Genomic DNA, 21,222 nt, shown 5'->3' with positions numbered 1-21,222 from the left:
CTTAATCCTCGTTAACGCGTCACGCCGTCGCGCAGCGCGGCCTCGGCGACCGCGGCCGCCACGGCCGGGGCCACGCGCGGGTCGAGGGCGCTCGGCACGATGCAGTCCGCGGCCAGCTCGCCGGCGCCGAGCACGCCGGCGATCGCCGACGCCGCGGCGACCTTCATGCCGTCGCTGATGCGGGTCGCGCCGGACTCGAGCGCGCCGCGGAAGATGCCGGGAAAGGCGAGCACGTTGTTGATCTGGTTGGCGAAATCGCTGCGGCCGGTGGCGACGACGGTGGCGTACCGCGCGGCGATCTCGGGGTGCACCTCGGGCGTCGGGTTGGCCAGCGCGAAGATCGCGCCGTCCGGCGCCATGCCGGCGAGCGCGTCCTCGCCGATCGTGCCGCCCGAGACGCCGATGAGCACGTCGGCGCCGCGCAGCGCGGAGACGATGTCGCCGGTCACGCCGCCGGCGTTGGTCTCGGCGGCCAGCGCCGCCTTGGCCGGGTTGAGGTCGGTGCGGCCGGTGTGCAGGCAGCCGCGCGAGTCCAGCACGATGATCTCGCCGCCGTCGGCGCCGCCGTTCATGAGCATCCGGGTCACCGCGACGCCCGCCGCGCCGGCGCCGCTGACCACGATCCGCAGGTCTGCGAGGCCGCGCCCGAGCACGGCGGCGGCGTTGCGCAGCGCCGCGAGCACCACGATCGCGGTGCCGTGCTGGTCGTCGTGGAACACCGGGATCGGCAGCGTCTCCTCGAGCCGCCGTTCGATGTCGAAGCAGCGCGGCGCGGAGATGTCCTCGAGGTTGATCCCGCCGAAGGACGGCGCCAGCGCGGTCACGATCCGCACGATCTCGTCCGGGTCCTGAGTGTCCAGGCAGATCGGCACCGCGTCCACGCCGCCGAACTGCTTGAAGAGCACGGCCTTGCCCTCCATCACCGGCATCGCCGCGCGGGGGCCGATGTTGCCCAGCCCGAGGACGGCGGAGCCGTCGGTCACCACGGCGACGGCCTTGCCGACCCAGGTGAGCTGGTGGACGAGCGACTCGTCGGCGGCGATCGCCTCGCAGACACGGGCCACGCCGGGCGTGTAGGCCATGGAGAGGTCCTCGCGAGTGGACAGCGGGACCGTGGACTGCATCGACAGCTTGCCGCCGCTATGCAGATCAAAGACCGGGTCAGAGACAGTGTTGGACACGGATGTAAGCACGAGGGCTCCTTTGCCACGGCTTGTAATACGGAGGGACGCGCGGCGCGGGTGAAAGCGCGAAAGAAGCTGCGAATGCGGCGGGGGTCTCCCGTATCCGCATCACCTTAGCGTGGTAGCCGCCGGAAGCGCATCGGTTGTGGCCACCAGCGAAATGTCACACGGCCGATGACGTCGGCCCGACCGTACCGCAAAGAATCATCACTGCCGAACGGGTTGTCGCCGACGATCCACCATCCGTCGCCGTCGGCCCGTTCCACGCGCTTGACCACGAGAAGATCGGGCCGGCTGCGAAACGCGGCGACGACAACGTCCCCCACTCGGGCGGATCCCGTGCGCCGCACCAGGATCCGGTCCCCGGCGCGCAGCGTCGGCGCCATGGAAGGGCCCGACACGAGTGCCGCAAACCACGGCAGGCGCATGAAATCCCCGAACTTGGATAGGAGTACGGTGAGCACTGAGGATCATCGCAAATCACCCTGGAGGGTTCGATGCGACTGTCGCGGCTTTTCACCCCGCGGACCGTGGTGAGCGCCCACTGCGACCTGCCGTGTGGTGTCTACGACCCGGCGCAGGCCCGAATCGAGGCCGAGTCCGTCAAGGCAATCTGTGAGAAGTACCAGGCCAACGACAACCCCGAGTTCCGCACTCGCGCCCTCCTGATCAAGGAGCAGCGCAGCGAGCTCGTGAAGCACCACCTTTGGGTGCTGTGGACCGATTACTTCAAGCCGCCGCACTTCGAGAAGTACCCGCAGCTGCACGGCCTGTTCAACGAGGCCACGAAGCTCGCGGGTGCCTCGGGCGCAAAGGGCTCGGCCGACCCGGCGGTCGCCGAGCAGCTCCTGGCGAAGATCGACGAGATCGCGAAGATCTTCTGGGAGACGAAGCAGGCCTGATCCGGCCCCTGTACCGTGGGCCCCCACCCCGCCACCGCGCGGGGTGGGGGTCCGTTTTTTCCGCGAAGGGTTCCTGCGTTGCACATCCGCCTCGCCCGCCCCACCGACGTGCCCGCGCTCGTCGCGATGGTCTACGAGCTCGCCGAGTTCGAGCGCGCCCGCGACGAGTGCCACCTCGACGAGGAGCAGCTCACCGCGGCCCTCTTCGGGCCCTCCCCCGCCGTCTTCTGTCACGTCGCGGTCGAGGACGACGCGCCGATCGGGATGGCGCTGTGGTTTCTCACGTACTCCACCTGGGAGGGCGTGCACGGCATCTACCTCGAGGACCTCTACGTGCGCCCGCCCGCGCGCGGCACCGGCGCCGGCAAGGCCCTGGTCGCGACGCTGGCCGCGGTGTGCGTCGAGCGCGGGTACAAACGGCTCGAGTGGGCCGTGCTGGACTGGAACCCGGCCCGGGCGTTCTACGACGCGCTGGGCGCCGGGCCCAAGAGCGACTGGGTGCCCTACCGCCTCTCCGGCGCGCCCCTGGCCGCACTCGCCGCGTCATCGCGAGCGCTGACGTCGTAGAGTCGCCTTCGAGGGGGTTCATTCGCGTGACTCAGGTCGTATCGAAGAGGTCCGGCGCCGACGGCGACGACGTGGTGCTGCTGGCCGTGCCGGCATCGCCCGCGTACCTTGGCGTGCTGCGCACGGCCACGGCCGGCCTGGCCGCGCGCCTGCAGTTCACGCTGGACGAGATCGAGGACCTGCGCATCGCGGTCGACGAGGCCTGCGCGATGCTGCTCGCGATCGCCGCCGACACCCCCCAGCTGGGCGACACGGTCGAGCTCTCGTGCCGCTTCACCGTTACGAGTGACGCGCTGACCGTCTACACGACCGTCCCGCTCGGCTCCCCCGACGAGCGCCTGCCGGGCGGCGAGTCGTTCGCCTGGCAGGTGCTGAGCGCCCTGGCCGACGAGGTCTCGGCGACGGTCGACGGGCACCAGGCGGGCATCCGCCTGACCAAGCGCCGTCCGTCACCGAGCTAGCGCCTGTTTCATTACTGGGGTGGGAGCGAGGCCGAGTCCAGATTTCGTCTGGCGGTGGCCCGCGGAAGCCTGGCTACCGGTGTTGTAACCCGGCTTTCGCGGGACGCCGCCAGGCGGAATCTGGGCCGGCCGCAGCCCCGCCTCAGTGATGAAACAGGCGCTAGCGCCGGTAACCCGGCTTTCGCTAGGAGACGGGGCGCACGTTGTCGATGTGGGCGCGGGCCAGCCCCATCGAACGGGAGACGTCGCCCTCGCGGATCGCCGCCAGCAGCGCGCGATGGTCGCGGTCGACCGCATGCCAGAACGGCGGCGGCGCGACGCGCTCCACGGCGCGGCGGTCCGGCATGCTGTACAGCGGCCACACGACCAGACCGAGCAGCGAGTTGCCCGTCGCGGCGGCCACGGCCAGGTGAAACGCGGCGTGGGCCTCGATGCGCCGCTCAAGGTCGTCGCGGTCCGGGTCGAACATCGCGCGCTCGAGCTCGGCCAGGTGGTGGGGCAGGCGGCGCGACGCCGCGAGGCCGGCCGCCGGCACCTCGAGCATCCGGCGCACCTCAAGAAAGTCGTCGCTGGTCACGGCGCCGCTGGTGAGCAGGCGGCCGACGCCGTCGGCGAGGGTCTCGCCCAGCTGGTGCGGGTCGGGCTCGGCGACGAAGCTGCCGCCGTTGACGCCGCGGGTCGTGACGATCAGGTGCTGGCTGCTCAGCAGGCGCAGCGCCTCGCGGACCGTGGAGCGGCTCAGGCCCGACTGCTCGCACAGCTGCGGCTCGGTCGGCAGGCGCTCGCCGGGGCGCAGCTGGCCGGAGATGATGTCGACGCGGATGCGGTCGGCGAGGACCTGATACGCGGGAGCGACCGTCACGACACCAGAGCGTAGAGCAACCGGAGCCGTCTGGGACCTGTCTATGCGCTCAGCGCACTCCGAGCGCGATCCGGGTCGACGGCGCGAAGAGCAGCACGGCGCCGGCGAGGCCGAGCAGGAAGAGCGGGGCGCCGATGTACGGCTGGTGGCCCTGCGTCAGCATCGTCCACCCGATCGGCATCTGCAGCATCTGGACCACGATGCCGGGGCCGCGGGCCCAGCGGCGGCGGCGGTGCAGCGCGTAGCCGATGCCGAGGAAGAGCACGGTCATGAGGGCCAGATATGCGGTCACGCCGAGCGCGGCGCGGCGGTCCTGGGGGTCGGCGGTGACGTCGAGGTACACCAACCAGAGCGTCACCAGGGCCAGGCCCGCCCCTTCGAAGAGGAGCAGCCGGACCGCCCAACGGAGGGTCGCCGGAGCGCTCACCTGCGTGTCCTTCCTGCTCACGAACATCTCACGGGGATATGCGGCTACAACCTTATCGCGCCTTGGAGCGGGTACAGTGCCGCCCATGCGAGCGCTCTTGGTGGTCAACCCCAACGCGACGACCACCACCGAACGCGGCCGGGACATCCTGGTTCGGGCCCTGCGCAGCCAGGTCGACCTGGACGTGGCCTACACGCAGCGCCGGGGGCACGCCGCCGATCTCGCTCGCGACGCCGCCCGGGAGGGCATGGACCTCGTCGTGACATTGGGCGGCGACGGTACCGTGAACGAGGCCATCAACGGCCTCATGACCTTCGACGCCGGGCCGGCCGCCGACCGCCACCAGGAGCGCCCCGCCCTCGCCGTCGTCCCCGGCGGCTCCACCAACGTCTTCGCCCGGGCGCTCGGGCTGCCCAGCGACTGGGCCGAGGGCACCGGCGCGATCCTGGAGGCGCTGCGCGACCGCCGCGAGCGGATCATCGGGCTCGGCCGCGCCGACGACCGGTACTTCACGTTCTGCGCCGGCCTGGGCCTGGACGCCGAGGTCGTCCGGCGGGTCGACCAGGCGCGGCACAAGGGCTCGACGTCGACGCCGTGGCTGTATTTCCGCTCCACGATGACCCAGCTGGCGGTCACGAACCGCCGCGTGCCGCTGCTCACGATCGAGATGCCGGGCGAAACGGCGCAGACCGGGCTAGCTTGGATGTTGGTGCAGAACACCGCACCGTGGACATACATCGGCGAGAAGCCGGTGAACCCCAACCCGCGCGCGTCGTTCGACACCGGGCTGGACGTGCTCGGCCTGCGGGAGCTGCAGGTCGGCGACACGGCCCGGACCATGGTCCAGCTCGTGACCAGCCGGCACAGCCCGCGGGGCAAACGGGTCGTGCGCCTGCACGATCTGCCAGGGTTCACGGTGACCGCCGCCAAACCGATCGCTTTCCAGGTCGACGGGGAGTACCTCGGGGAGGTCGACAAGTTGGATTTTGCGTCCGTACCGGGGGCATTACGCGTAGTGTGTTGAGCCACTCCGGGCGGTCGAACACCGAAGGGGGAGAAAGTTGCAGAGCGTGGCCGAAGAGACACCGCGGCCGCATCTCCGAAAGCCCTCCGGTCGTTGACCGAACCGTACTACATTGGTCACTGACTGTTGCGATCCAGGGTCACCAGCTACCATAAAATCGGACAAACAGTGCGTGAGCTTGCTCACCGACTTGGATTTTTTTGGTTTGGACCCCTTGACATCGCGGTAGTTCGTGAAAGCATTCACAAGCGAAACGACCACTGAGCGTTGCCCGCACGCATGTTACGGATCTTCAGGCTCCGCCTAGCCGAACCGTCGCATGAGATGCATATAGGGAATCACCAACAACGATCCGCGAAAAAAACAAGGAGTGTTGCCGCCATGTCGGACTGGCGCCACCATGCCCTCTGCCGCGACGAGGACCCGGAGCTGTTCTTCCCGATTGGGACCTCCGGACCGGCGTTGCTGCAGGTTGAGCAGGCGAAGGCGGTCTGCCAGCGCTGCTCCGTGACCAGCGAGTGCCTGCAGTGGGCGCTCGACTCCGGTCAGGACGCAGGCGTCTGGGGCGGAATGAGCGAAGACGAGCGTCGCCTGATGAAGCGTCGCGGTGGCCTGCGGGTCCGCGCTCACTCTGCCTGAGCCTTACTACTACGCACGAGTCGCCGAACGCCCCGGCCATTTCCGGCCGGGGCGTTGTTGCGTCCCGGACTAATCGAACAGCTCGCCGAAGAAACTCTCGCGGTGATGGCGGCGGTGCTTCTTGTGATGGCCGTAGTGCCCATAGCCACCGTGCTGAGCGGGATACGGTTGTTGATACGGCTGTTGATACGGCGCCTGGTGCTGCTGCTGGCGAGCACCCTGCCACGCCTGCTCCGCGTCCATGAGGCGCTCGAGCTCGCCCCGGTCGAGAAAGATTCCGCGGCATTCCAGGCACTGGTCGACGGTGACGCCGCTGCGTTCGTACTGACGCATCTCCCCGCGGCATTTCGGGCATGTCATCATCCGTCAACGGTAACCGGCACGTGCCACGTGATGGTTCACCGGCCCGGGAGCGGCCGCAAACGGCCTCAGGCGGCCCGCAGGAGCCCGAACGCCCCGATCCGGGACATCACCAGGCGGGCGACGTCGAGGTTGGCCTCCAGCGGCGGCGCCACCGGCGACAGCGCGCCGGCCGACAGCGCCGAGTCCACGGCCAGGTCGTGCAGCTTGCCCGGCGCCAGGAAGTACGACGACACGGCGATCCGGGAGCAGCCGCGGTCCCGCAGCGCCGCCACGGCCACGGCCCCGGTGACCGGGGAGCCCGACGCGTACGCCGCCAGGCACGGCACGCCCAGCGCCGCGCCCAGGGCGCCCGCCGCCACATCGACGGAGTGCCGGGCCAGGTCGTCGCGGGTGCCGGCGGCGACGAGCACGACGCCGTCGTACGACACCGGGGGCAGCAGCCGGCGAAGCGCCGACAGCAGCAGGACCGGCGCGCCCGCGCCGAGCACGTCGGTCGTCGTCACGTCCATGCGCAGGCCGTCGGCCCGCGCCTGCTCCAGCACGGCCGGCAGGTCGAAGCGGCCGTGGAAGGCGTTGGTGAGCAGCAGCGGCACGACCATCGCCGCGCGGTGGCCGAGCCGCTCGAAGGCGAACAGCTGCTCGCCGGGGCGCGGCCCGGCGTGGTCGAGGAACGCGCAGCGCACGTCGAGGCCGGGCCGCTGGGCCGCGACCGCCCGCGTCAGCGCGCGGGTGGCCGCGGCGGCCCGTGGGTCCGAGGACCCGTGGGCCACCAGAAGAACGGCACCGGGCCCGAGGCGATGGCCGGTCATCCCGACGTGTGCAGCCCGCACTCGGTCTTGTCGAACGCCGCCCAGCGGCCGCTGCGCGGGTCGCCGCCCGGGGGCGTGCGCCGCGTGCACGGCCAGCAGCCGACCGAGGCGTACCCCTGACGCATGAGCGCGTTCACCGGCACGTTGTACCGGGAGATGTACGCGTCCACGTCCGCCTGCGTCCACAGCGCCAGCGGGGAGACCTTGAACTTGCCGCGGGCCCGCTCGAAGCTCACGATCGGCGTGTTGGCGCGGCTCGGCGACTCGTCGCGGCGCAGGCCCGCGGCCCACGCGTCGTAGTCCTCGAGGGCCCGCTCCAGCGGCTCGACCTTGCGCAGGAAGCAGCACTCGTCGGGGTCGCGGGCGTAGAGCCGCGGCCCGAACTCGGCGTCCTGCTCGGCGACCGTCTGGCGGGGACGGATCGAGCGGACGGTCACCGGCAGGGTGCGCTGGACGATCTCGCGCACCCGCAGCGTCTCGGCGAAGTGCAGGCCGGTGTCGAGGAACACGACGTGCACGCCGGGCACGACCTTCGACACCACGTGGGCGAGGACGGCGTCGGCGAAGGAACTGGTCACGCAGAAGCGCTCGCCGAACTCGCCGGCGGCCCACTCCACGATCTTCTCGGCGCTCTGGCCTTCCAGGCGCGCCGAGGCGGCGTTCGCCAGCTCGATGGATTCTTGTGCGGTTCGGGCAACGGTCGTGCTGCTCATCGCTTCGCCTCCAAAGCGTTCGCCGCCAGTCCCAGGAATTTCAGCGAGAAGACCCGGGCGCAGCTGCGGCATTCCCATGCGCCGTGCGAGTCCTCGTGTGGCCGGAGGTCCTCCTCGCCGCAGTACGGGCAGTACAGCGGCGCCATCCGCTCGTTCATCGCAGCTCCTCTTCGGGAGCGCGCATGACCCAGCGGGCGAAGGACTCGCCGGGCTCGCGCCCGGCCAGGTAGTGGTTGGCCACCCGCTCGACGTAGGCGGGCAGGTCGGCCGCGGTGGTCTTGAGGCCGCGCAGCTTCCGGCCGAAACCGGCGGTCTGCCCCTCGGCCATGCCCAGGCCGCCGCCGAGGTGAATCTGGAAGCCCTCGACCATCTCGCCGGCCTCGTCGCGCACCAGCATGCCCTTGAGCCCGATGTCGGCGACCTGCGTGCGGGCGCAGGCGTTGGGGCAGCCGTTGAGGTGGATGGAGATGTCGGCGTCGAGGTCGGCGACCCGCTTCTCGAGGTGCTCGATGAGCTCCGCGGCGCGGGCCTTGGTCTCGACGATGGCGAGCTTGCAGAACTCGATGCCGGTGCACGCCATGGTGCTGCGCCGCCACTTCGACGGCCGGGCCTCCAGGCCGATCCCGGCCAGGCCCCGCACCAGCGCCTCGGTGTCACCCTCGGCGATGTCGAGGACCAGGATTTTCTGGTACGGCGTGAGCCGCACCCGGTCGGAGCCGAAGCGCTCGGCCAGGTCCCCGACGGCGGCGAGTTGCGTGCCCGAGCTGCGCCCGGCGATCGGGGCCGCGCCGACGAAGTACTTGCCGTCCCACTGCTTGTACACGCCGACGTGGTCGATCGGCTTCTCCGGCAGCTCCGGCGCCGGACCGTCGATCAGGCGGCGGCCGAGGAACTCGTTCTCGAGGATCTGGCGGAACTGGTCGGCGCCCCAGTCGGCGACCAGGAACTTCAGCCGCGCGCGGCTGCGCAGCCGGCGGTAGCCGTAGTCGCGGAAGACCTTGACCACGCCGTGCCAGACCTCGGGCACCTCGTGCAGCGGCACCCACACCCCGAGCCGCTGGGCGAGCATCGGGTTGGTGGACAGGCCGCCGCCGACCCACAGGTCGAAGCCGGGGCCGTGCTCGGGGTGGATGACGCCGACGAACGAGACGTCGTTGGCCTCGTACGGGGTGTCGGGCAGCCAGGAGATCGACGTCTTGAACTTCCGCGGCAGGTTCGACAGCTCCGGGTCGCCGATGAAGCGCTGGTTGATCTCGGTGATCGCCTCGGTCGGGTCGAGCACCTCGCTCTCCGCGACGCCGGCGATCGGGCTGCCGAGGATGACGCGCGGCGTGTCGCCGCAGGCCTCGGTCGTGGACAGGCCGACCGCCTCGAGCTCCTTCCAGATGGTCGGCACGTTCTCGATCTCGATCCAGTGCAGCTGGATGTTCTGCCGGTCGGTGATGTCGGCGGTGTCGCGGCCGAATCGCTGCGAGATCGAGGCGATCGCGCGCAGCTGGGCCAGCGAGAGCTGTCCGCCGTCGCTGCGGATGCGCAGCATGAAGTAGCGGTCGTCGAGCTCCTCCGGCTCGAGCACGGCGGTGCGGCCGCCGTCGATGCCGGGGCGGCGCTGGGTGTACAGCCCGTACCACCGGAAACGCCCGCGCAGGTCGGCGGGGTCGATCGAGTCGAAGCCCCGGTGCGCGTAGATGTTCTCGATGCGGGCCCGCACGTTCAGCGGGTTGTCGTCCTTCTTGCTGCGCTCGTTCGGGTTGAGCGGCTCGCGGTGGCCGAGGGCCCACTGGCCTTCACCACGAGGGCGCCCACCGGCCGCACCACGTCCGCGGACCGTGTTCACCGACATGTCGGCGTCCTCTCAGGATTGAGAGCACGCGACCAAGCGCCGGCCGTCTTCGGAAGCTACCGAGAACGGATGACGTCGATGTCATAAAAAATTCCGGCGCAAAGTCGCGCGCCCGGGAAAAATCAACGGGCGGCGTTCAGCAAGCCGGACACATGGCGCTGCGCACGCGACCGTAGTCGACGTGTCGGCGGCTGACGAGCCGCAGAGAAGCAGCGTGCATAGGTTGCAGTCTTCCATGGGACCGGTCCTTACGCCACGCCCGCGTGAGGGTTCTCTCAGCGCGATTTGACAGACCGGTAACGCAAATAAGACTCAGCCGATAGGAAAAACAGGCCCAGTTTGGGCAGGTGACGTGCCCTTTCCCGACACTGTCCCACACTCCGGTCGATTCACCGTTTGGCCAGCGGTACCACCATGACCGCCTCGGTGCCGCCCTCCGCCCGCCCCCGCAGCTCGATCGTGCCGCGCAGCTCGCCGGTGGCCAGCGTGCGCACGATCTGCAGGCCCAGGCGCTCGCTCGCGTCCAGGTCGAAGCCCTCGGGCAGGCCGCAGCCGTTGTCGGCGACGGTCACGTGCAGCTGCTTGCGGAAGCGGTGCACGGACACGACGACCTCGGGCGACTCCGGCGCCTTGGGCTCGAACGCGTGCTCGACGGCGTTCTGCAACAGCTCGTTGAGGACCATCACCAGCGGCGTGGCGATCTCGGCCGGCAGCACCCCGAAGTCGCCCTCGCGGCGCACCGCCACGTGGAAGCCGGTCGCGCCGACCTCGACGGCGGCCGCGGCGACCCGGTCGACGATGCCGTCGAACTCCACGGCCTCGTCCGAGGACTCGGGCGACATGGACAGCGTCTCGTGGACGAGGGCGATGGAGGCGACCCGGCGTACCGACTCCTCCAGCGCGTGCCGGGCCGCCGGGACGCCCACCCGGCGGGCCTGCAGGCGCAGCAGCGCGGCGACGGTCTGCAGGTTGTTCTTGACCCGGTGGTGGATCTCGCGGATCGTCGCGTCCTTGGTCATCAGCTGCCGGTCCCGCCGGCGTACCTCGGTGATGTCCCGCACCAGCACCAGCGCCCCGATCGGCACGCCGGCCGGCATGAGCGGCAGCGCGCGCATGAGCACGGTCGCGCCGCGGGCCTCGAGCTCCTTGCGGGCCGGGGCCTCGCCGTGCAGGGCCAGGCTGATGCGCTCGGTCGCGTCGGCGCCCTCGAGCGGATCGTCGACGAGCCGGCCGGTGATCTCGGCGAGGCTCTCGCCGACCAGGTGGGCCGCCAGACCCAGCCGCCGGTACGCCGACTGCGCGTTCGGGCTGGCGTAGGTGACCTTGCCGGTGGCGTCCAGCCGGACCAGCCCGTCGCCGATGCGCGGCGCGCTGGTGGTCTCCCCCGGGTGCCGCGGCGGCGGCCAGCTGCCGTCGGCGATCATCTGCGCGAGGTCGTCGGCGGTGGTCAGGTAGTTGAGCTCCAGCTGGGCCGGGGTGCGCGCGGTGCTCAGGTTGGTGTCGCGCCCGAGCACGGCGATGACCTTCTGCTCGCCGCGGCGGCGCACGGGGATCGCCTCGTGGCGGGCGGGCATGTCGCCGTACCAGACCGGGTCCCCCTCCCGCCAGATCCGGCCCTGCTGGCGCACGATCTGCAGGTGCGCGACCTCGGGGCCGCCGGCGACCCGCCCGACCTGGTCGTCCTGGTAGGCGGTCGGGGCGGTGGTCGGGCGCACCTGGGCGACGCAGACGAACTCGCCGCGCGCCTCGATGGGCACCCACATCAGCAGGTCGGCGAAGCTCAGGTCCGACACGATCTGCCAGTCGCCGGCGAGGCGGTGCAGGTGCTCGATGTCGTCGGGCTCGAGGGAGGTGTGCTCCTCGACGAGGTCACGCAGGGTCGACACGAGAACAAGACTAAGGTTGCCCGGTGCGGCCCTTGCATCTGATCCGGCTCTGCCTGCTTCCCCTCCTGCTGGTGCTCTCGCTGGGCGGTTGCGGTTGGGCCGGGCGCCATGACGAGAAGTCCAAACCGGACGGCATCCTGATCCACGGCTACGTCAGCGTCGCCGGCGCGGCGGCCGGCGTGCCCGGCACGCCCTGCCTCGCGCCCTCGTCCGTGCCGGACATCGTGGAGGGCGGCACGGTCAAGGCCGCCGACGAGGGCGGGCGGCCGATCGCCGCGACCACACTCGCCGGCGGGGTGCTGGCGCAGAACGGCTCGGGGTACAACTGCAACTTCGCCTTCGAGCTGCGCAACCTCCCGGGCGCTCGCCCGACCTACCTGATCCTGGTCGGGACCCAGCCGGCGACCCCCTTCGACACGAAGGAACTGCGGGAGGGCCGCCCGGCCGTGATCAACGTTTCCGCGGCGCCCGCTACAGCGTCGTCGAAACCTTCTTGAGCCCGGGCGGGGCTGTCCGCGTTCTCGCCGCGCGCAGCGTTTCCGCGGCGCCCGCTACAGGGTGGTGGTCACCTTCTTGAGCCCGCGCGGGGCGTCCGGGTTCTCGCCGCGCAGCAGTGCCAGCGACAGGGCCAGGCGCTGCAGCGGCAGGATGTCCAGCAGCGGGCCGTAGCGCTCGTCCACGTCCGGCGTGCGCACCCAGCCCTTGGCGCCCTCAACCGCGCTCGGGCCGAAGACGACCGTGTCGGCGCGGCGCTCGCCGAGGCGGGCCACGACGTCGCGCATCGACGCGCCGGCCGGGCCGTTGCCGACGACGGCGAGCACCGGCACGTCCGGGTCGGCCATCGCGAGCGGGCCGTGCAGCAGGTCGGCGCCGGAGAAGGCGAGGCCGGCCAGGTAGCAGGTCTCCATGAGCTTGAGCGCCGTCTCGCGGGCGGTCGGGTAGGCGTAGCCGCGGCCGGTGGTGACCAGGCGGGCGGCGAAGCGGTAGCGGGCGGCGAGGTCGACCACGGCGTCGTCGGCCAGCAGCGCCTCGGCGTGCCCCGGCAGCGCGCGCAGGGCGGCAAGCTCGTCGGCGGGCAGCGCGCCGCCGCCACGGACGCTCTCCACGAGCATGAGGAGGGCGAGGAGCTCGGCCGTGTAGGTCTTCGTGGCGGCGACGGCCACCTCGTGCCCGGCGACGACGTCGATGTGCAGCTCGGCGACCTGCGCCAGCGGCGACTCGGCGTTGTTGGTCACGGCGAGGGTGTGCGCGCCCTGCTCGCGCGCGACCCGCAGCACCTCGTGCAGGTCGGGCGAGCCGCCGCTCTGGCTGACCCCGACGACGAGCGTGTCGCGCAGGTCGGGGCGGGCGCCGTACACCGTCATGGCGGACGGGCTGGCGAGCCCCGCCGGGATGCCCAGGCGGATCTCGGTGAGGTACGCGGCGTAGAGGGCCGCGTGATCGGAGGTGCCGCGCGCGGTGAAGACCACGCTGCGCGGGCGCCACTGCGCGATCTTCGCGGCGACCTCGCCGATCGCGCCGGCCTGCTGGTCGAGCAGGCGGGCGAACACCTCCGGCTGTTCGGCGATGTCGGCCTTCATCCCGGCGCCGGGCTGCTCGGTCACGTTGATCTTCCCCTTGTCGGTCCCACGCGCAATCGGTGCGCGATCCTGCTCGTAGTTTGACAGTTTCGCGCACCGATTGCTAGTTCAAGGGGTCTTTCCGAGCAAATTCGCGCACGCCTTGCGCGAAACTAGCCTTCCTGCGCAACCAGTGTGCGCTCGGCCGACTCGGTCGGGCCGCCGCGCAGGGCGACCTCACGGATGAAGAAGGCGAGCAGCGGGATCGCCACGGCCGCCGCCGTCGACCACAGGAACACGCTCGAGGTGGCCCCGGCGATCGCGTCCACGACCGCGGTGCGCACCGGTGCGGGCAGCTGGGCCAGGGTCGACGGGTCGATCCGGGCACCCCCGCCGCCGGCCGCCATCTTGTCGGCCGCCGCGGTGCCGAGCCGCTCGCCGAGCAGCGCGTGCAGCTTGTGGTTGAAGATCGCGCCGAAGACCGACACGCCGAACGCGCCGCCGATCGACCGGGCGAACGTCGCCGTGCTGCTGGCCACGCCGATGTCCTTGAGCTCGACGCTGTTCTGCGCGATCAGCATCGTCGTCTGCATCAGGAAGCCCATGCCGAGGCCGAGGACGGCCATGTACGCCCCCGACTCGAGCTTCGACGTGTGCGCGTCGAGCTGGGCCAGCAGCAGCATCGCGCCGATCATGACCACGCCGCCGATGACCGGGAAGACGCGGTACCGCCCGGTCTTGGTGATGATCCGGCCGACCGCCAGCGACGTGACCAGCAGGCCGCCCATCATCGGCAGCAGGAGCAGCCCGGAGTTGGTCGCCGACGCACCCTGGACGATCTGCTGGTACAACGGCAGGAACGTGATCGCGCCGAACATCGCGAAGCCGACGAGGAAGCCGACCAGGGCGACCAGCGTGAAGTTGCGGTTGGCGAAGACGCCCAGCGGCACGATCGGCTCCGGGTGCCGGCGCTCGACCAGCACGAAGAAGACGAGCGACACGACCGCGACGATGCCCAGGCCGCGGATCTCGGCGGAGCCCCACGCGTACTGGTTGCCGCCCCAGGTCGTGATCAGCACGAGCGCGGTGACGCCGATGGACAGCAGCAGCGCACCCAGCCAGTCGATGCGGTGCTCGGTGCGCCGCTTCGGCAGGTGCAGCCGCAGCGCGAGCAGCACCAGCGCGGCGCCGCCCAGCGGCAGGTTGACGAAGAACGCCCAGCGCCAGTCGGCGTGGTCGGTGATGAAGCCGCCGACGAGCGGGCCGCCGACCATCGCGATCGCCATGACGGCGGCGAACTGGCCCTGGTACTTCCCGCGCTCCCGCGGCGGCACCAGGTCGCCGATGACCGACATCGCGCCGACCATGAGACCGCCGGCGCCGAGCCCCTGGAACGCGCGGAAGCCGATCAGCTCGGGCATGCTCTGGGCCACGCCGCACAGCATCGAGCCGACCAGGAACAGCACGATCGAGGTCATGAAGACGGTCTTGCGGCCGTAGAGGTCGCCGAGCTTGCCCCACAGCGGGGTGGAGACGGTCGTGCCGAGCACGTAGGCGGTGACCACCCAGGACAGGTGGTCGACGCCGCCGAGGTCGCCGACGATGCGCGGCATCGCGGTGCCGACGATGACGTTGTCGAGCATCGCCAGCAGCATCGCCATGAGCAGGCCGGGCAGGACGGCGTTGACTTTCGACTTCTCTGACGCTGCCGCTTGCTGCGGCCCTCCCGCTTGCTGCGTCCCAGCCGCTTGTTGCGTCCCTCCCGCTTGTTGCGGCGCTGCCGCTTGTTGCGTCCCTCCCGCTTGTTGCGGCGCTGCCGCTTGTGCGGACGTTGCCGCTTGTGCGGACGTTGCCGCTTGTGCGGACGTTGCCGCTTGTGCGGACGTTGCTGCCTTTTCGGACATTTCGCCCTCGCCCCCGGAACTTACCTGTCGACCGGCTAGTTAACTTACTAGCCGCACGGTAAGCTGGTTACTAGCCGGGCGTCAAGTAGGATGTGGGGCGATGTCAGAGAACGAGCCGAGCAGTGCGCGCGTGATCCGCGGGCGGAACCGGATCCGCACCGGGGAGTCCGAGGGCGCCGACGTGCGTGCCCACATCCAGCGGGTGGCGCTCGATCTGTTCATCGAGGAGGGCTACGACAAGACGTCGCTGCGCGAGATCGCCGAGAAGCTGGGCGTGACGAAGGCGGCGCTGTATTACCACTTCCCGACCAAGGACGACATCGTCGCCAGCCTGATCGAGGAGCGCATCGCCGCCGTCGACGCCCTGCTGGACTGGGCCGCGTCGCGGCCGCGCGACTCGGCGACGCGGCTGGAGTTCATCCGGCGCTACGCGAGCCTGCACAGCCAGTTCGCGCACGAGAACGTGATCCGGTTCTTCGAGCGCAACCAGACGGTGATCAACACGCTGCCGGCGGGCAAGCGCCTGCGCGAGCAGATGAACCGGGTGATGGAGCTGCTCGCCGACCCGTCGGAGTCGCTGAGCCAGCAACTGCGGCGGATGATGGCGCTGTTCTCGGTCCACGCCAGCTGGTTCATGCTGCGGGAGCGACCCGGCACGCCGGAGGAGCGGCGGGCGGCGGCGCTGGAGGTGGCGTCGGAGCTGATGGCCGCGGCCGACCGGCACGGCTGCTGCGACCCCGACCGAGAGCCCGGCCCTGAGGACTCGGACCGGTTGCCCGGCCCCGAGGACCCGGACCGGGAGCCCAGCGCCGAGGATCCGGACCGGGAGCCCAGCGCCGAGGACCCGGACCGGGAGCCCAGCGCCGAGGACCCGGACCGGTTGCCCGGCCCCAAGGACCCGGACCGGGAGCCCGGCCCCGAGGACTCGGACCGGGAGCCCGACCCCGACGTGGTCTCCGACCTGGCCGGCGATCTGGCCGATCAGGTCGAGGCGGCGTTATCTCGCGAGGACGGGCAGGGGCAGTCGCATGCCGAGCAGGTTGACGCCCGCGACCGGTGACCAGTCGAGGCTCGGGTCGCGCTCGAAGCCGAAGCCGCCGTAGAGCCGGTGGGCCGCCGCGTTGTCGTCGCGGACGCAGATGACGAGCGCCGCGCATCCGAGATCACCCGCCCGTTCGATGCAGGCCCGCACGAGCGCCCGGGCCACACCGCGGCGCTGGGCCGCCGGATCGACGGCAAGCGTGCGAAACTCGGCCTCGCCGGGCTTGGAGACCTCCGCGTACGCCCCGCCGGGCAGCGTGAACGTGACCGCGCCGAGCACCCGCTCGCCGTCCACGGCCACGAGAATGTCCGCGGCCGCGGCGCGGCCGTCGACGTCGGCCAGCACCTCGCCGTATTCGGGCGAGGCCTCGAGCTGGCCGTCCTCGCGGTATGCGGCGACCGTCAGCCGCCCGACCTCGGCGTGGTCGCCCGGCTCGATGAGGCGGACGACGACCGCGGAACCGCTCACCCGATCACGGCGATCAGGTCGCCCTCCTGCACCACGTCGCCCTCGTGCACGGCGATCTGGCTGACCGTGCCGTCGGTCTCGGCGACGACCGGGATCTCCATCTTCATGGACTCGAGGATCACGAGCGTGTCGCCCTCGGCGACCTCGGCCCCGACCTCGGTGGTGATCTTCCAGACGTTCGCCACCATCTCGGCGCGGACTTCGTCGGACATCCCGGGCTCCTTCGCGGCTCTGCGTGCGCTCGCAGCATATCGGCAAGCGGCCCGGGCACCCTCGCTTGACGGGGTGTCCGGGCCGCTTCGCTCGTGAGTCCGGGTGGTCGCTCCCTGGTCCGGCCGCAGCTCGCGAGCGGTCGCGGCCCGTCCCGGCCGCAGCTCGCGGGAGGTGGCGCCCTGTCCCGGCCGCAGCTCGCCGTTGGCCGCGCTCCAGCTCGTGGACGATCGCGGCCCGTCCCGGCCGCAGCTCGCGGGCGGTCGCGCCCTAGTCCGGCCGCAGTTCGCGGGAGTCGGAGTTGAGGACCAGCTCCGAGAGCTTCGCCCGGAGGCGGGCCTTGAGCTCGAGCGGGGCAAGCTCCGAGCCGCAGCAGCGGGCGACGAGGGCCTTGACCTCCTGCTCGATCCCATACTCCCGCAGGCACGGCGAGCACTCGTCGAGGTGCTCCCGGATCAGCGCGCGCCGGTCGTCGGCGCACTCCAGGTCGAGGTAGAGATAGACCTCGGCGAGGACGTCGCTGCAGTCGGTTTCGTGCGGGTCTCCACAGCTCATCGGATCTCAGACCTCGCTCGGCTCAGCGGACGGGTTGCGGGTGAACCCTCGGTCGGCAGCATAAGCCTCGAGCTGCCGGCGCAGGTTGCGCCGTCCGCGGTGCAGGCGGGACATGACGGTGCCGATCGGCGTGTTCATGATGTCGGCGATCTCCTTGTAGGAGAAGCCCTCGACATCGGCCAGGTACACCGCGAGGCGGAACTCCTCGGGCAGCGACTGCAGCGCATCCTTGACGTCGGAGTCGGGCAGCCGATCCAGGGCCTCGGTCTCGGCCGAGCGCAGACCGCTGGAGGTGTGCGACTCCGCCTCGGCCAGCTGCCAGTCGGTGATCTCCTCCGTCGGCGCCTGGACGGGCTGGCGCTGCCGGCGCCGGTAGGAGTTGATGTAGGTGTTGGTCAGGATGCGATACAGCCAGGCCTTGAGGTTGGTGCCGGTCTCGAACTGGTGGAAGGCGGCGAACGCCTTCAGGAACGTCTCCTGCACCAGGTCCTCGGCGTCCGACGGGTTGCGCGTCATGCGCAAAGCGGCCGCGTAGAGCTGATCGATGAAGGGCAACGCGTCATGCTCGAACCGGACACGCTGCTGTTCCGCGCTCTCGCTGCTGACCACTCGTGCGACTCCCACCCTCGACCGTCCCGCCGAGGATACGCCGAGTTGCTGTGCGAGATCTGAGTTTGTGGCGCCGGTCAAGCGCTCCCGGGCGATCGGCTGCCAGGACGGGTCGGGCTCCGCGTCGGTGGCGGCCGGCCAGGCCGGGCTGAACAGCAGCTCACGGATCCGCAGATCGTCACGCTCAAGTGTTGCCACGCTGGGTTTCCCTCCGCTGGCGGCGCCGTCGGCAGCGCCACACAGGGGATGTAACAACCGGTCCCACGCGACCATTCCGCGTGACGGACCTAACGGACGTAACGCCGCTCACCACCGCCGGTTTCACCCGGCAAACCACCCGGCCTGCCCCGGTGGCCGGCCGCACTGATTGGGACCGGGCCGGCCACCGGAACAGGATGGGCCTGGGAGGTTGTGGAGCGTGTCCGGTTTGCGCCGGTCACGTGAGGATCAACGAGCCACGTCGGCCCTGGTGACGGGCCGCCGGTTCCCGCCGCGCCCGCTGGACCGCCCGCCCGCCCGCGGCACCGCCCGCCCGCCCGCGGCACCGGCTCAGGCTGCCCGGTTCAGCCGCCCACGACGAACTCGATCGCCGCGGCGGCGACGGCCCCGGTGTTCTTCGACAGCCCGTGCGTCTCGCCGGGCAGCACGTGCACGGTGACGCCCGGCCGTTCCTCCGGCACCCCGAACGAGTCCCGGTCCCCGTTGATGACAAGGGTGGGCACCCCGGAGTCGAGCTCCTCGGACCGCGACTTCTCGGGCTTGCCGGGCGGATGCAGCGGAAACGCGAGCGCGAGGATGCGCGCCGCCATGGCCTCGCGCGCCGTACGGCAGGCAACCCGCGCGCCGCTGGACCGCCCGCCGACCACGAGCGTGTCGAACGTCAGGTTGGCGCGCAGGTCGTCGATGACGGCCAGCCAGGCGGCATCGAGCTGGTGGGCCGGCGCCGGCGCGCGGCGCCCCGCGACCCGGTACGGCTGCGTCACCAGCGCGACGGCGACCCCGCGGGCCAGCGCCGCGGCGTGCACGGCCACGAGGTCGGCCGCGTCGACGTCGCCGCCGGCGCCGTGGCCGAGGACGAGCAGCACGCCGCCGTGCGGATCGGGGACGTCCAGCCGGTACCGAGCCACCCCGAACGGGGTGTCGACCTCCCGCACCGCTCCCCCGCCGCGAACAGAGCTCACGGCCCCGGTCCCGGCGGCCTTCCTGGTCGCGGCGGCCTTCTTCGCAGCCGGCGCAGCCTTCGCAGCCTGCTTCCCCGGTGCGGTCTTCTTCGCAGCCGGCGCGGCCTTCGCAGCCTGCTTCCCCGGTGCGGCCTTCGTCGCAGCCTTGCTCGGCACCGCAGCGGCCTTCGCAGCCGACGCGGCCTTCGTCGCAGTCCTGCTCGGCACCGCAGCGGCCTTCGCAGCCGACGCGGCCTTCGTCGCAGTCCTGCTCGGCACCGCAGCGGCCTTCGCAGCCTTCGTCCCCGGCGCAGCCTTCGTCGCAGCCTTGCTCGGCGCGGCAGCCTTCGCGCCCTTCCTGCCGGCCGCCGCCTTGCCGGCGGCCGCCTTGGACGCGGCGGCCAGCCCGCCGACGGACGCGGCGGAACCACCTGCGACGGAATCGTCCGCCGCGGGTGGTTTCCGCGAAGACCGTGCCGGTTGCGGACCCGGCCGATGCGCCGCCGCCTCGTTGCGGCCACGCGTGCCGGCCGGGGCCAGGCTCCCGACACCACCGCGACCGCCCAGGCGGCGGCCGTCAACGGCTCCGGGGGCCGCCGGAGCGCCGGGAACGACGCTGCCGGAGCCCTCGTCGCCGGGTGCGGTGGCGCCCGCGGACGCGGTCGATCGAGCGGTCGCTACGTCGCGGCCGCGCCGACCGGGTCGGGGGTGTCCTGGCGGTCCGGCGAGCGCGGCGCCCGCTGGATCGGCATGATCGGCAGGCACGCCATCGCGCCCAGCCTTGGTTCGGTCGCTCCGGCCGCGGTGGGCATCACCTGGCCCGGCACCTCGCTGCGCCATGCGACGAGCATCGCACGACGTTCGCGTGGTGTGGTGGCTCCCCAGACACCATGGCAGTCGCCGACGTCCAGGGCCCACGCCAGGCAGGCCCCTTGAACGTCACACGTGCGGCACAGCGCCACGGCCGCATCGGCCGGCTCCGTCGGAGCCGGGAAGAATGTTTCTGGGTCCACCGTCTGGCATGCGCCTCGGATGCGCCAGGCTCCGTCGCCTTGCTGCTCCTTGACTGCCCGCAGCAATCGCGGGTCTCGCCGCGCGGCTGCAACTTCGTGAGGGCGTGGCATCCTCGCCCGGGTCATTACACCCACCTCCCCCGTGGGTCAAACGAACGCAGGGTGGGTAAATGTCGGGATGCCCCCATCCGACATAGACCCACCGGCGCTGTGTTGTATCGCACATTCGCCGGCAAATACAAGAGTTTTCCGGCTGATTCTCTGAACCGGTTGAATTTTATCTGGACTTAGGGCCTAAAAAAGGGTCAGATCGATCGGCTCGACGTCGCTCGATCGCAGTGGCGGGGCGGGAACTTTCGCGACCAAGTCAGGACCGTCGTTGCGCACGTCGCCGACGCGCGACCCTACGGGGCGTAGTTCCAGGCGTGCGACGTGCGACGACGGGGTCGGGGCGAGCAGGCCGGGATCCGCGTCCGCGCCGAGCCACGCGTCCCATCGGTCGCGGGGCAACAGTAACGGCATGCGGTCGTGGATGAGCGCCAGGTCATCGACGGCCGGCGTGGTGATGATGGTGCACGTGAGAAGCCGACCCTCGTCTTTGCCCCACACCGTCCACAGCCCGGCGAATACGCACGGCTCGCCATCACCGAGCGTCATGAAGTAGGGCTGTTTCGCCGATTTTTCGCCGCGGACCCACTCGTACCAACCGTCGGCCGGAACCAGGCAGCGGCGCCGCGTGAACGACTGCGCGAACGCGTTGGACGTCGTGACGGTCTCCACGCGGGCGTTGATCATCCGGGCGCCGACCTTCGGATCCTTGGCCCAGGCGGGGACCAGGCCCCAGCGGGCGCTGTTGAGCACCCGGCCGCCGCCCGACTGCGACACCCGCACGATCGGCACCGAATCGGTCGGGGCGACGTTGTAGTCGGGCTCGAGGCCGCCGGTGTCGTCGGTGGCCTCGAACAGCTGGCTCAGGTCGACGTTGCTGCGCGAGGTCGCATACCTGCCACACATGCCGCCAC

26 protein-coding genes and 1 pseudogene are annotated in these 21,222 nt (G+C 71.1%); 7 read left to right on the top strand and 20 right to left on the bottom strand.

The genetic code is table 11. The features are described from left to right. Positions 1-11 precede the first annotated feature (11 nt). Complete coding sequence (locus tag ACQEVU_RS56620; RefSeq protein WP_433339786.1) at positions 12-1,124, bottom strand: NAD(P)-dependent malic enzyme; 1,113 nt, start codon at positions 1,122-1,124, stop codon at positions 12-14. Positions 1,125-1,297: 173 nt separating this feature from the next. After that, positions 1,298-1,612, bottom strand: a complete 315-nt coding sequence (locus tag ACQEVU_RS56615) for a S24/S26 family peptidase (protein WP_433339785.1) — start codon at positions 1,610-1,612, stop codon at positions 1,298-1,300. Between the two features lie 69 nt (positions 1,613-1,681). Here ACQEVU_RS56615 and sodN point away from each other — a divergent pair, with 69 nt between their 5' ends. From sodN to ACQEVU_RS56600, 3 genes are all read left to right on the top strand, one after another. Continuing rightward, positions 1,682-2,086, top strand: a complete 405-nt coding sequence (sodN, locus tag ACQEVU_RS56610; protein WP_433339502.1) for a superoxide dismutase, Ni — start codon at positions 1,682-1,684, stop codon at positions 2,084-2,086. 78 nt (positions 2,087-2,164) lie between these two features. After that, entirely contained in the window at positions 2,165-2,653 is a 489-nt protein-coding gene (locus tag ACQEVU_RS56605; RefSeq protein WP_433339501.1) for an N-acetyltransferase family protein, read from the top strand. A gap of 26 nt (positions 2,654-2,679) precedes the next feature. After that, positions 2,680-3,114 (top strand): ATP-binding protein, encoded by a 435-nt coding sequence (locus ACQEVU_RS56600; RefSeq protein ID WP_433339500.1) that lies wholly within the window; start codon positions 2,680-2,682, stop codon positions 3,112-3,114. 184 nt (positions 3,115-3,298) lie between these two features. On the opposite strand, the gene ACQEVU_RS56595 is transcribed toward ACQEVU_RS56600, so the two are convergent. Together ACQEVU_RS56595 and ACQEVU_RS56590 are read right to left on the bottom strand one after the other, a co-directional pair. Next, a complete protein-coding gene (locus tag ACQEVU_RS56595) occupies positions 3,299-3,976 on the bottom strand; it encodes a FadR/GntR family transcriptional regulator (RefSeq protein WP_433339499.1) in 678 nt (225 codons plus the stop codon). A gap of 49 nt (positions 3,977-4,025) precedes the next feature. After that, positions 4,026-4,430, bottom strand: coding sequence for a hypothetical protein (locus ACQEVU_RS56590; RefSeq protein WP_433339498.1), 405 nt, complete (start codon positions 4,428-4,430; stop codon positions 4,026-4,028). Between the two features lie 58 nt (positions 4,431-4,488). Here ACQEVU_RS56590 and ACQEVU_RS56585 point away from each other — a divergent pair, with 58 nt between their 5' ends. Next, positions 4,489-5,427: a diacylglycerol/lipid kinase family protein gene (locus tag ACQEVU_RS56585; RefSeq protein WP_433339497.1), complete on the top strand. Its 939-nt coding sequence runs from the start codon at positions 4,489-4,491 to the stop codon at positions 5,425-5,427. A 381-nt stretch (positions 5,428-5,808) separates the two neighbouring features. Beyond that, on the top strand, positions 5,809-6,066 hold the full coding sequence (locus tag ACQEVU_RS56580) for a WhiB family transcriptional regulator (RefSeq protein WP_190257048.1): 258 nt from the start codon (positions 5,809-5,811) through the stop codon (positions 6,064-6,066). A gap of 69 nt (positions 6,067-6,135) precedes the next feature. Here the strand turns inward: ACQEVU_RS56580 and ACQEVU_RS56575 are convergent, their stop codons facing one another. From ACQEVU_RS56575 to ACQEVU_RS56550, 6 genes are all read right to left on the bottom strand, one after another. Further along, positions 6,136-6,429: a zf-TFIIB domain-containing protein gene (locus ACQEVU_RS56575; RefSeq protein ID WP_433339496.1), complete on the bottom strand. Its 294-nt coding sequence runs from the start codon at positions 6,427-6,429 to the stop codon at positions 6,136-6,138. 65 nt (positions 6,430-6,494) lie between these two features. After that, positions 6,495-7,238 carry a sirohydrochlorin chelatase gene (locus ACQEVU_RS56570; RefSeq protein ID WP_433339495.1) on the bottom strand — a complete coding sequence of 248 codons (744 nt, stop codon included), beginning with the start codon at positions 7,236-7,238 and terminating at the stop codon, positions 6,495-6,497. Further along, positions 7,235-7,951, bottom strand: coding sequence for a phosphoadenylyl-sulfate reductase (locus ACQEVU_RS56565; RefSeq protein WP_433339494.1), 717 nt, complete (start codon positions 7,949-7,951; stop codon positions 7,235-7,237). The genes ACQEVU_RS56570 and ACQEVU_RS56565 overlap by 4 nt, the downstream gene beginning before the upstream one ends. Further along, positions 7,948-8,109 (bottom strand): hypothetical protein, encoded by a 162-nt coding sequence (locus ACQEVU_RS56560; RefSeq protein WP_433339493.1) that lies wholly within the window; start codon positions 8,107-8,109, stop codon positions 7,948-7,950. Before ACQEVU_RS56560 ends, ACQEVU_RS56565 begins: the two co-directional genes overlap by 4 nt. Continuing rightward, positions 8,106-9,794 (bottom strand): nitrite/sulfite reductase, encoded by a 1,689-nt coding sequence (locus ACQEVU_RS56555; RefSeq protein ID WP_433339492.1) that lies wholly within the window; start codon positions 9,792-9,794, stop codon positions 8,106-8,108. Before ACQEVU_RS56555 ends, ACQEVU_RS56560 begins: the two co-directional genes overlap by 4 nt. A gap of 389 nt (positions 9,795-10,183) precedes the next feature. Then, on the bottom strand, positions 10,184-11,680 hold the full coding sequence (locus ACQEVU_RS56550) for a sensor histidine kinase (protein WP_433339491.1): 1,497 nt from the start codon (positions 11,678-11,680) through the stop codon (positions 10,184-10,186). A gap of 23 nt (positions 11,681-11,703) precedes the next feature. Here ACQEVU_RS56550 and ACQEVU_RS56545 point away from each other — a divergent pair, with 23 nt between their 5' ends. Then, positions 11,704-12,177, top strand: coding sequence for a hypothetical protein (locus tag ACQEVU_RS56545; protein WP_433339490.1), 474 nt, complete (start codon positions 11,704-11,706; stop codon positions 12,175-12,177). A gap of 54 nt (positions 12,178-12,231) precedes the next feature. Here ACQEVU_RS56545 and ACQEVU_RS56540 read toward each other — a convergent pair whose 3' ends face one another. Further along, positions 12,232-13,260, bottom strand: a complete 1,029-nt coding sequence (locus tag ACQEVU_RS56540; protein WP_433339784.1) for an SIS domain-containing protein — start codon at positions 13,258-13,260, stop codon at positions 12,232-12,234. 152 nt (positions 13,261-13,412) lie between these two features. After that, entirely contained in the window at positions 13,413-14,900 is a 1,488-nt protein-coding gene (locus ACQEVU_RS56535; RefSeq protein ID WP_433339489.1) for an MDR family MFS transporter, read from the bottom strand. Positions 14,901-15,243: 343 nt separating this feature from the next. Between ACQEVU_RS56535 and ACQEVU_RS56530 the strand changes: the two genes are divergently transcribed. Next, complete coding sequence (locus tag ACQEVU_RS56530; RefSeq protein WP_433339488.1) at positions 15,244-16,203, top strand: TetR family transcriptional regulator; 960 nt, start codon at positions 15,244-15,246, stop codon at positions 16,201-16,203. Here the strand turns inward: ACQEVU_RS56530 and ACQEVU_RS56525 are convergent. The 8 genes and pseudogenes from ACQEVU_RS56525 to ACQEVU_RS56490 form a co-directional block, all read right to left on the bottom strand. Continuing rightward, complete coding sequence (locus ACQEVU_RS56525; RefSeq protein ID WP_433339487.1) at positions 16,141-16,653, bottom strand: GNAT family N-acetyltransferase; 513 nt, start codon at positions 16,651-16,653, stop codon at positions 16,141-16,143. The genes ACQEVU_RS56530 and ACQEVU_RS56525 overlap by 63 nt on opposite strands. Further along, complete coding sequence (locus tag ACQEVU_RS56520) at positions 16,650-16,865, bottom strand: biotin/lipoyl-binding carrier protein (RefSeq protein ID WP_433339486.1); 216 nt, start codon at positions 16,863-16,865, stop codon at positions 16,650-16,652. The genes ACQEVU_RS56525 and ACQEVU_RS56520 overlap by 4 nt, the downstream gene beginning before the upstream one ends. A gap of 268 nt (positions 16,866-17,133) precedes the next feature. After that, a complete protein-coding gene (gene rsrA / locus ACQEVU_RS56515; protein WP_433339485.1) occupies positions 17,134-17,418 on the bottom strand; it encodes a mycothiol system anti-sigma-R factor in 285 nt (94 codons plus the stop codon). 6 nt (positions 17,419-17,424) lie between these two features. Beyond that, positions 17,425-18,225: a sigma-70 family RNA polymerase sigma factor gene (locus ACQEVU_RS56510; RefSeq protein ID WP_433339484.1), complete on the bottom strand. Its 801-nt coding sequence runs from the start codon at positions 18,223-18,225 to the stop codon at positions 17,425-17,427. A gap of 365 nt (positions 18,226-18,590) precedes the next feature. Then, a complete protein-coding gene (locus ACQEVU_RS56505; RefSeq protein WP_433339483.1) occupies positions 18,591-19,208 on the bottom strand; it encodes an alpha/beta hydrolase family protein in 618 nt (205 codons plus the stop codon). Between the two features lie 656 nt (positions 19,209-19,864). Further along, positions 19,865-20,038 (bottom strand): hypothetical protein, encoded by a 174-nt coding sequence (locus ACQEVU_RS56500; protein ID WP_433339794.1) that lies wholly within the window; start codon positions 20,036-20,038, stop codon positions 19,865-19,867. Beyond that, a pseudogene (locus tag ACQEVU_RS56495) lies at positions 20,017-20,326 on the bottom strand (WhiB family transcriptional regulator); the annotation flags it as partial. The pseudogene ACQEVU_RS56495 and the gene ACQEVU_RS56500, both read right to left, overlap by 22 nt. 168 nt (positions 20,327-20,494) lie before the next feature. Then, positions 20,495-21,214 carry an SOS response-associated peptidase gene (locus ACQEVU_RS56490; protein ID WP_433339482.1) on the bottom strand — a complete coding sequence of 240 codons (720 nt, stop codon included), beginning with the start codon at positions 21,212-21,214 and terminating at the stop codon, positions 20,495-20,497. Between the last annotated feature and the right edge of the window lie 8 nt (positions 21,215-21,222).

The organism is Dactylosporangium sp. CA-139066, from assembly GCF_050936175.1.
Taxonomy (GTDB): Bacteria; Actinomycetota; Actinomycetes; order Mycobacteriales; family Micromonosporaceae; genus Dactylosporangium.
Note: the sequence above shows the minus strand (reverse complement) of the source record. Positions and strands in the feature narration are given on the sequence as shown.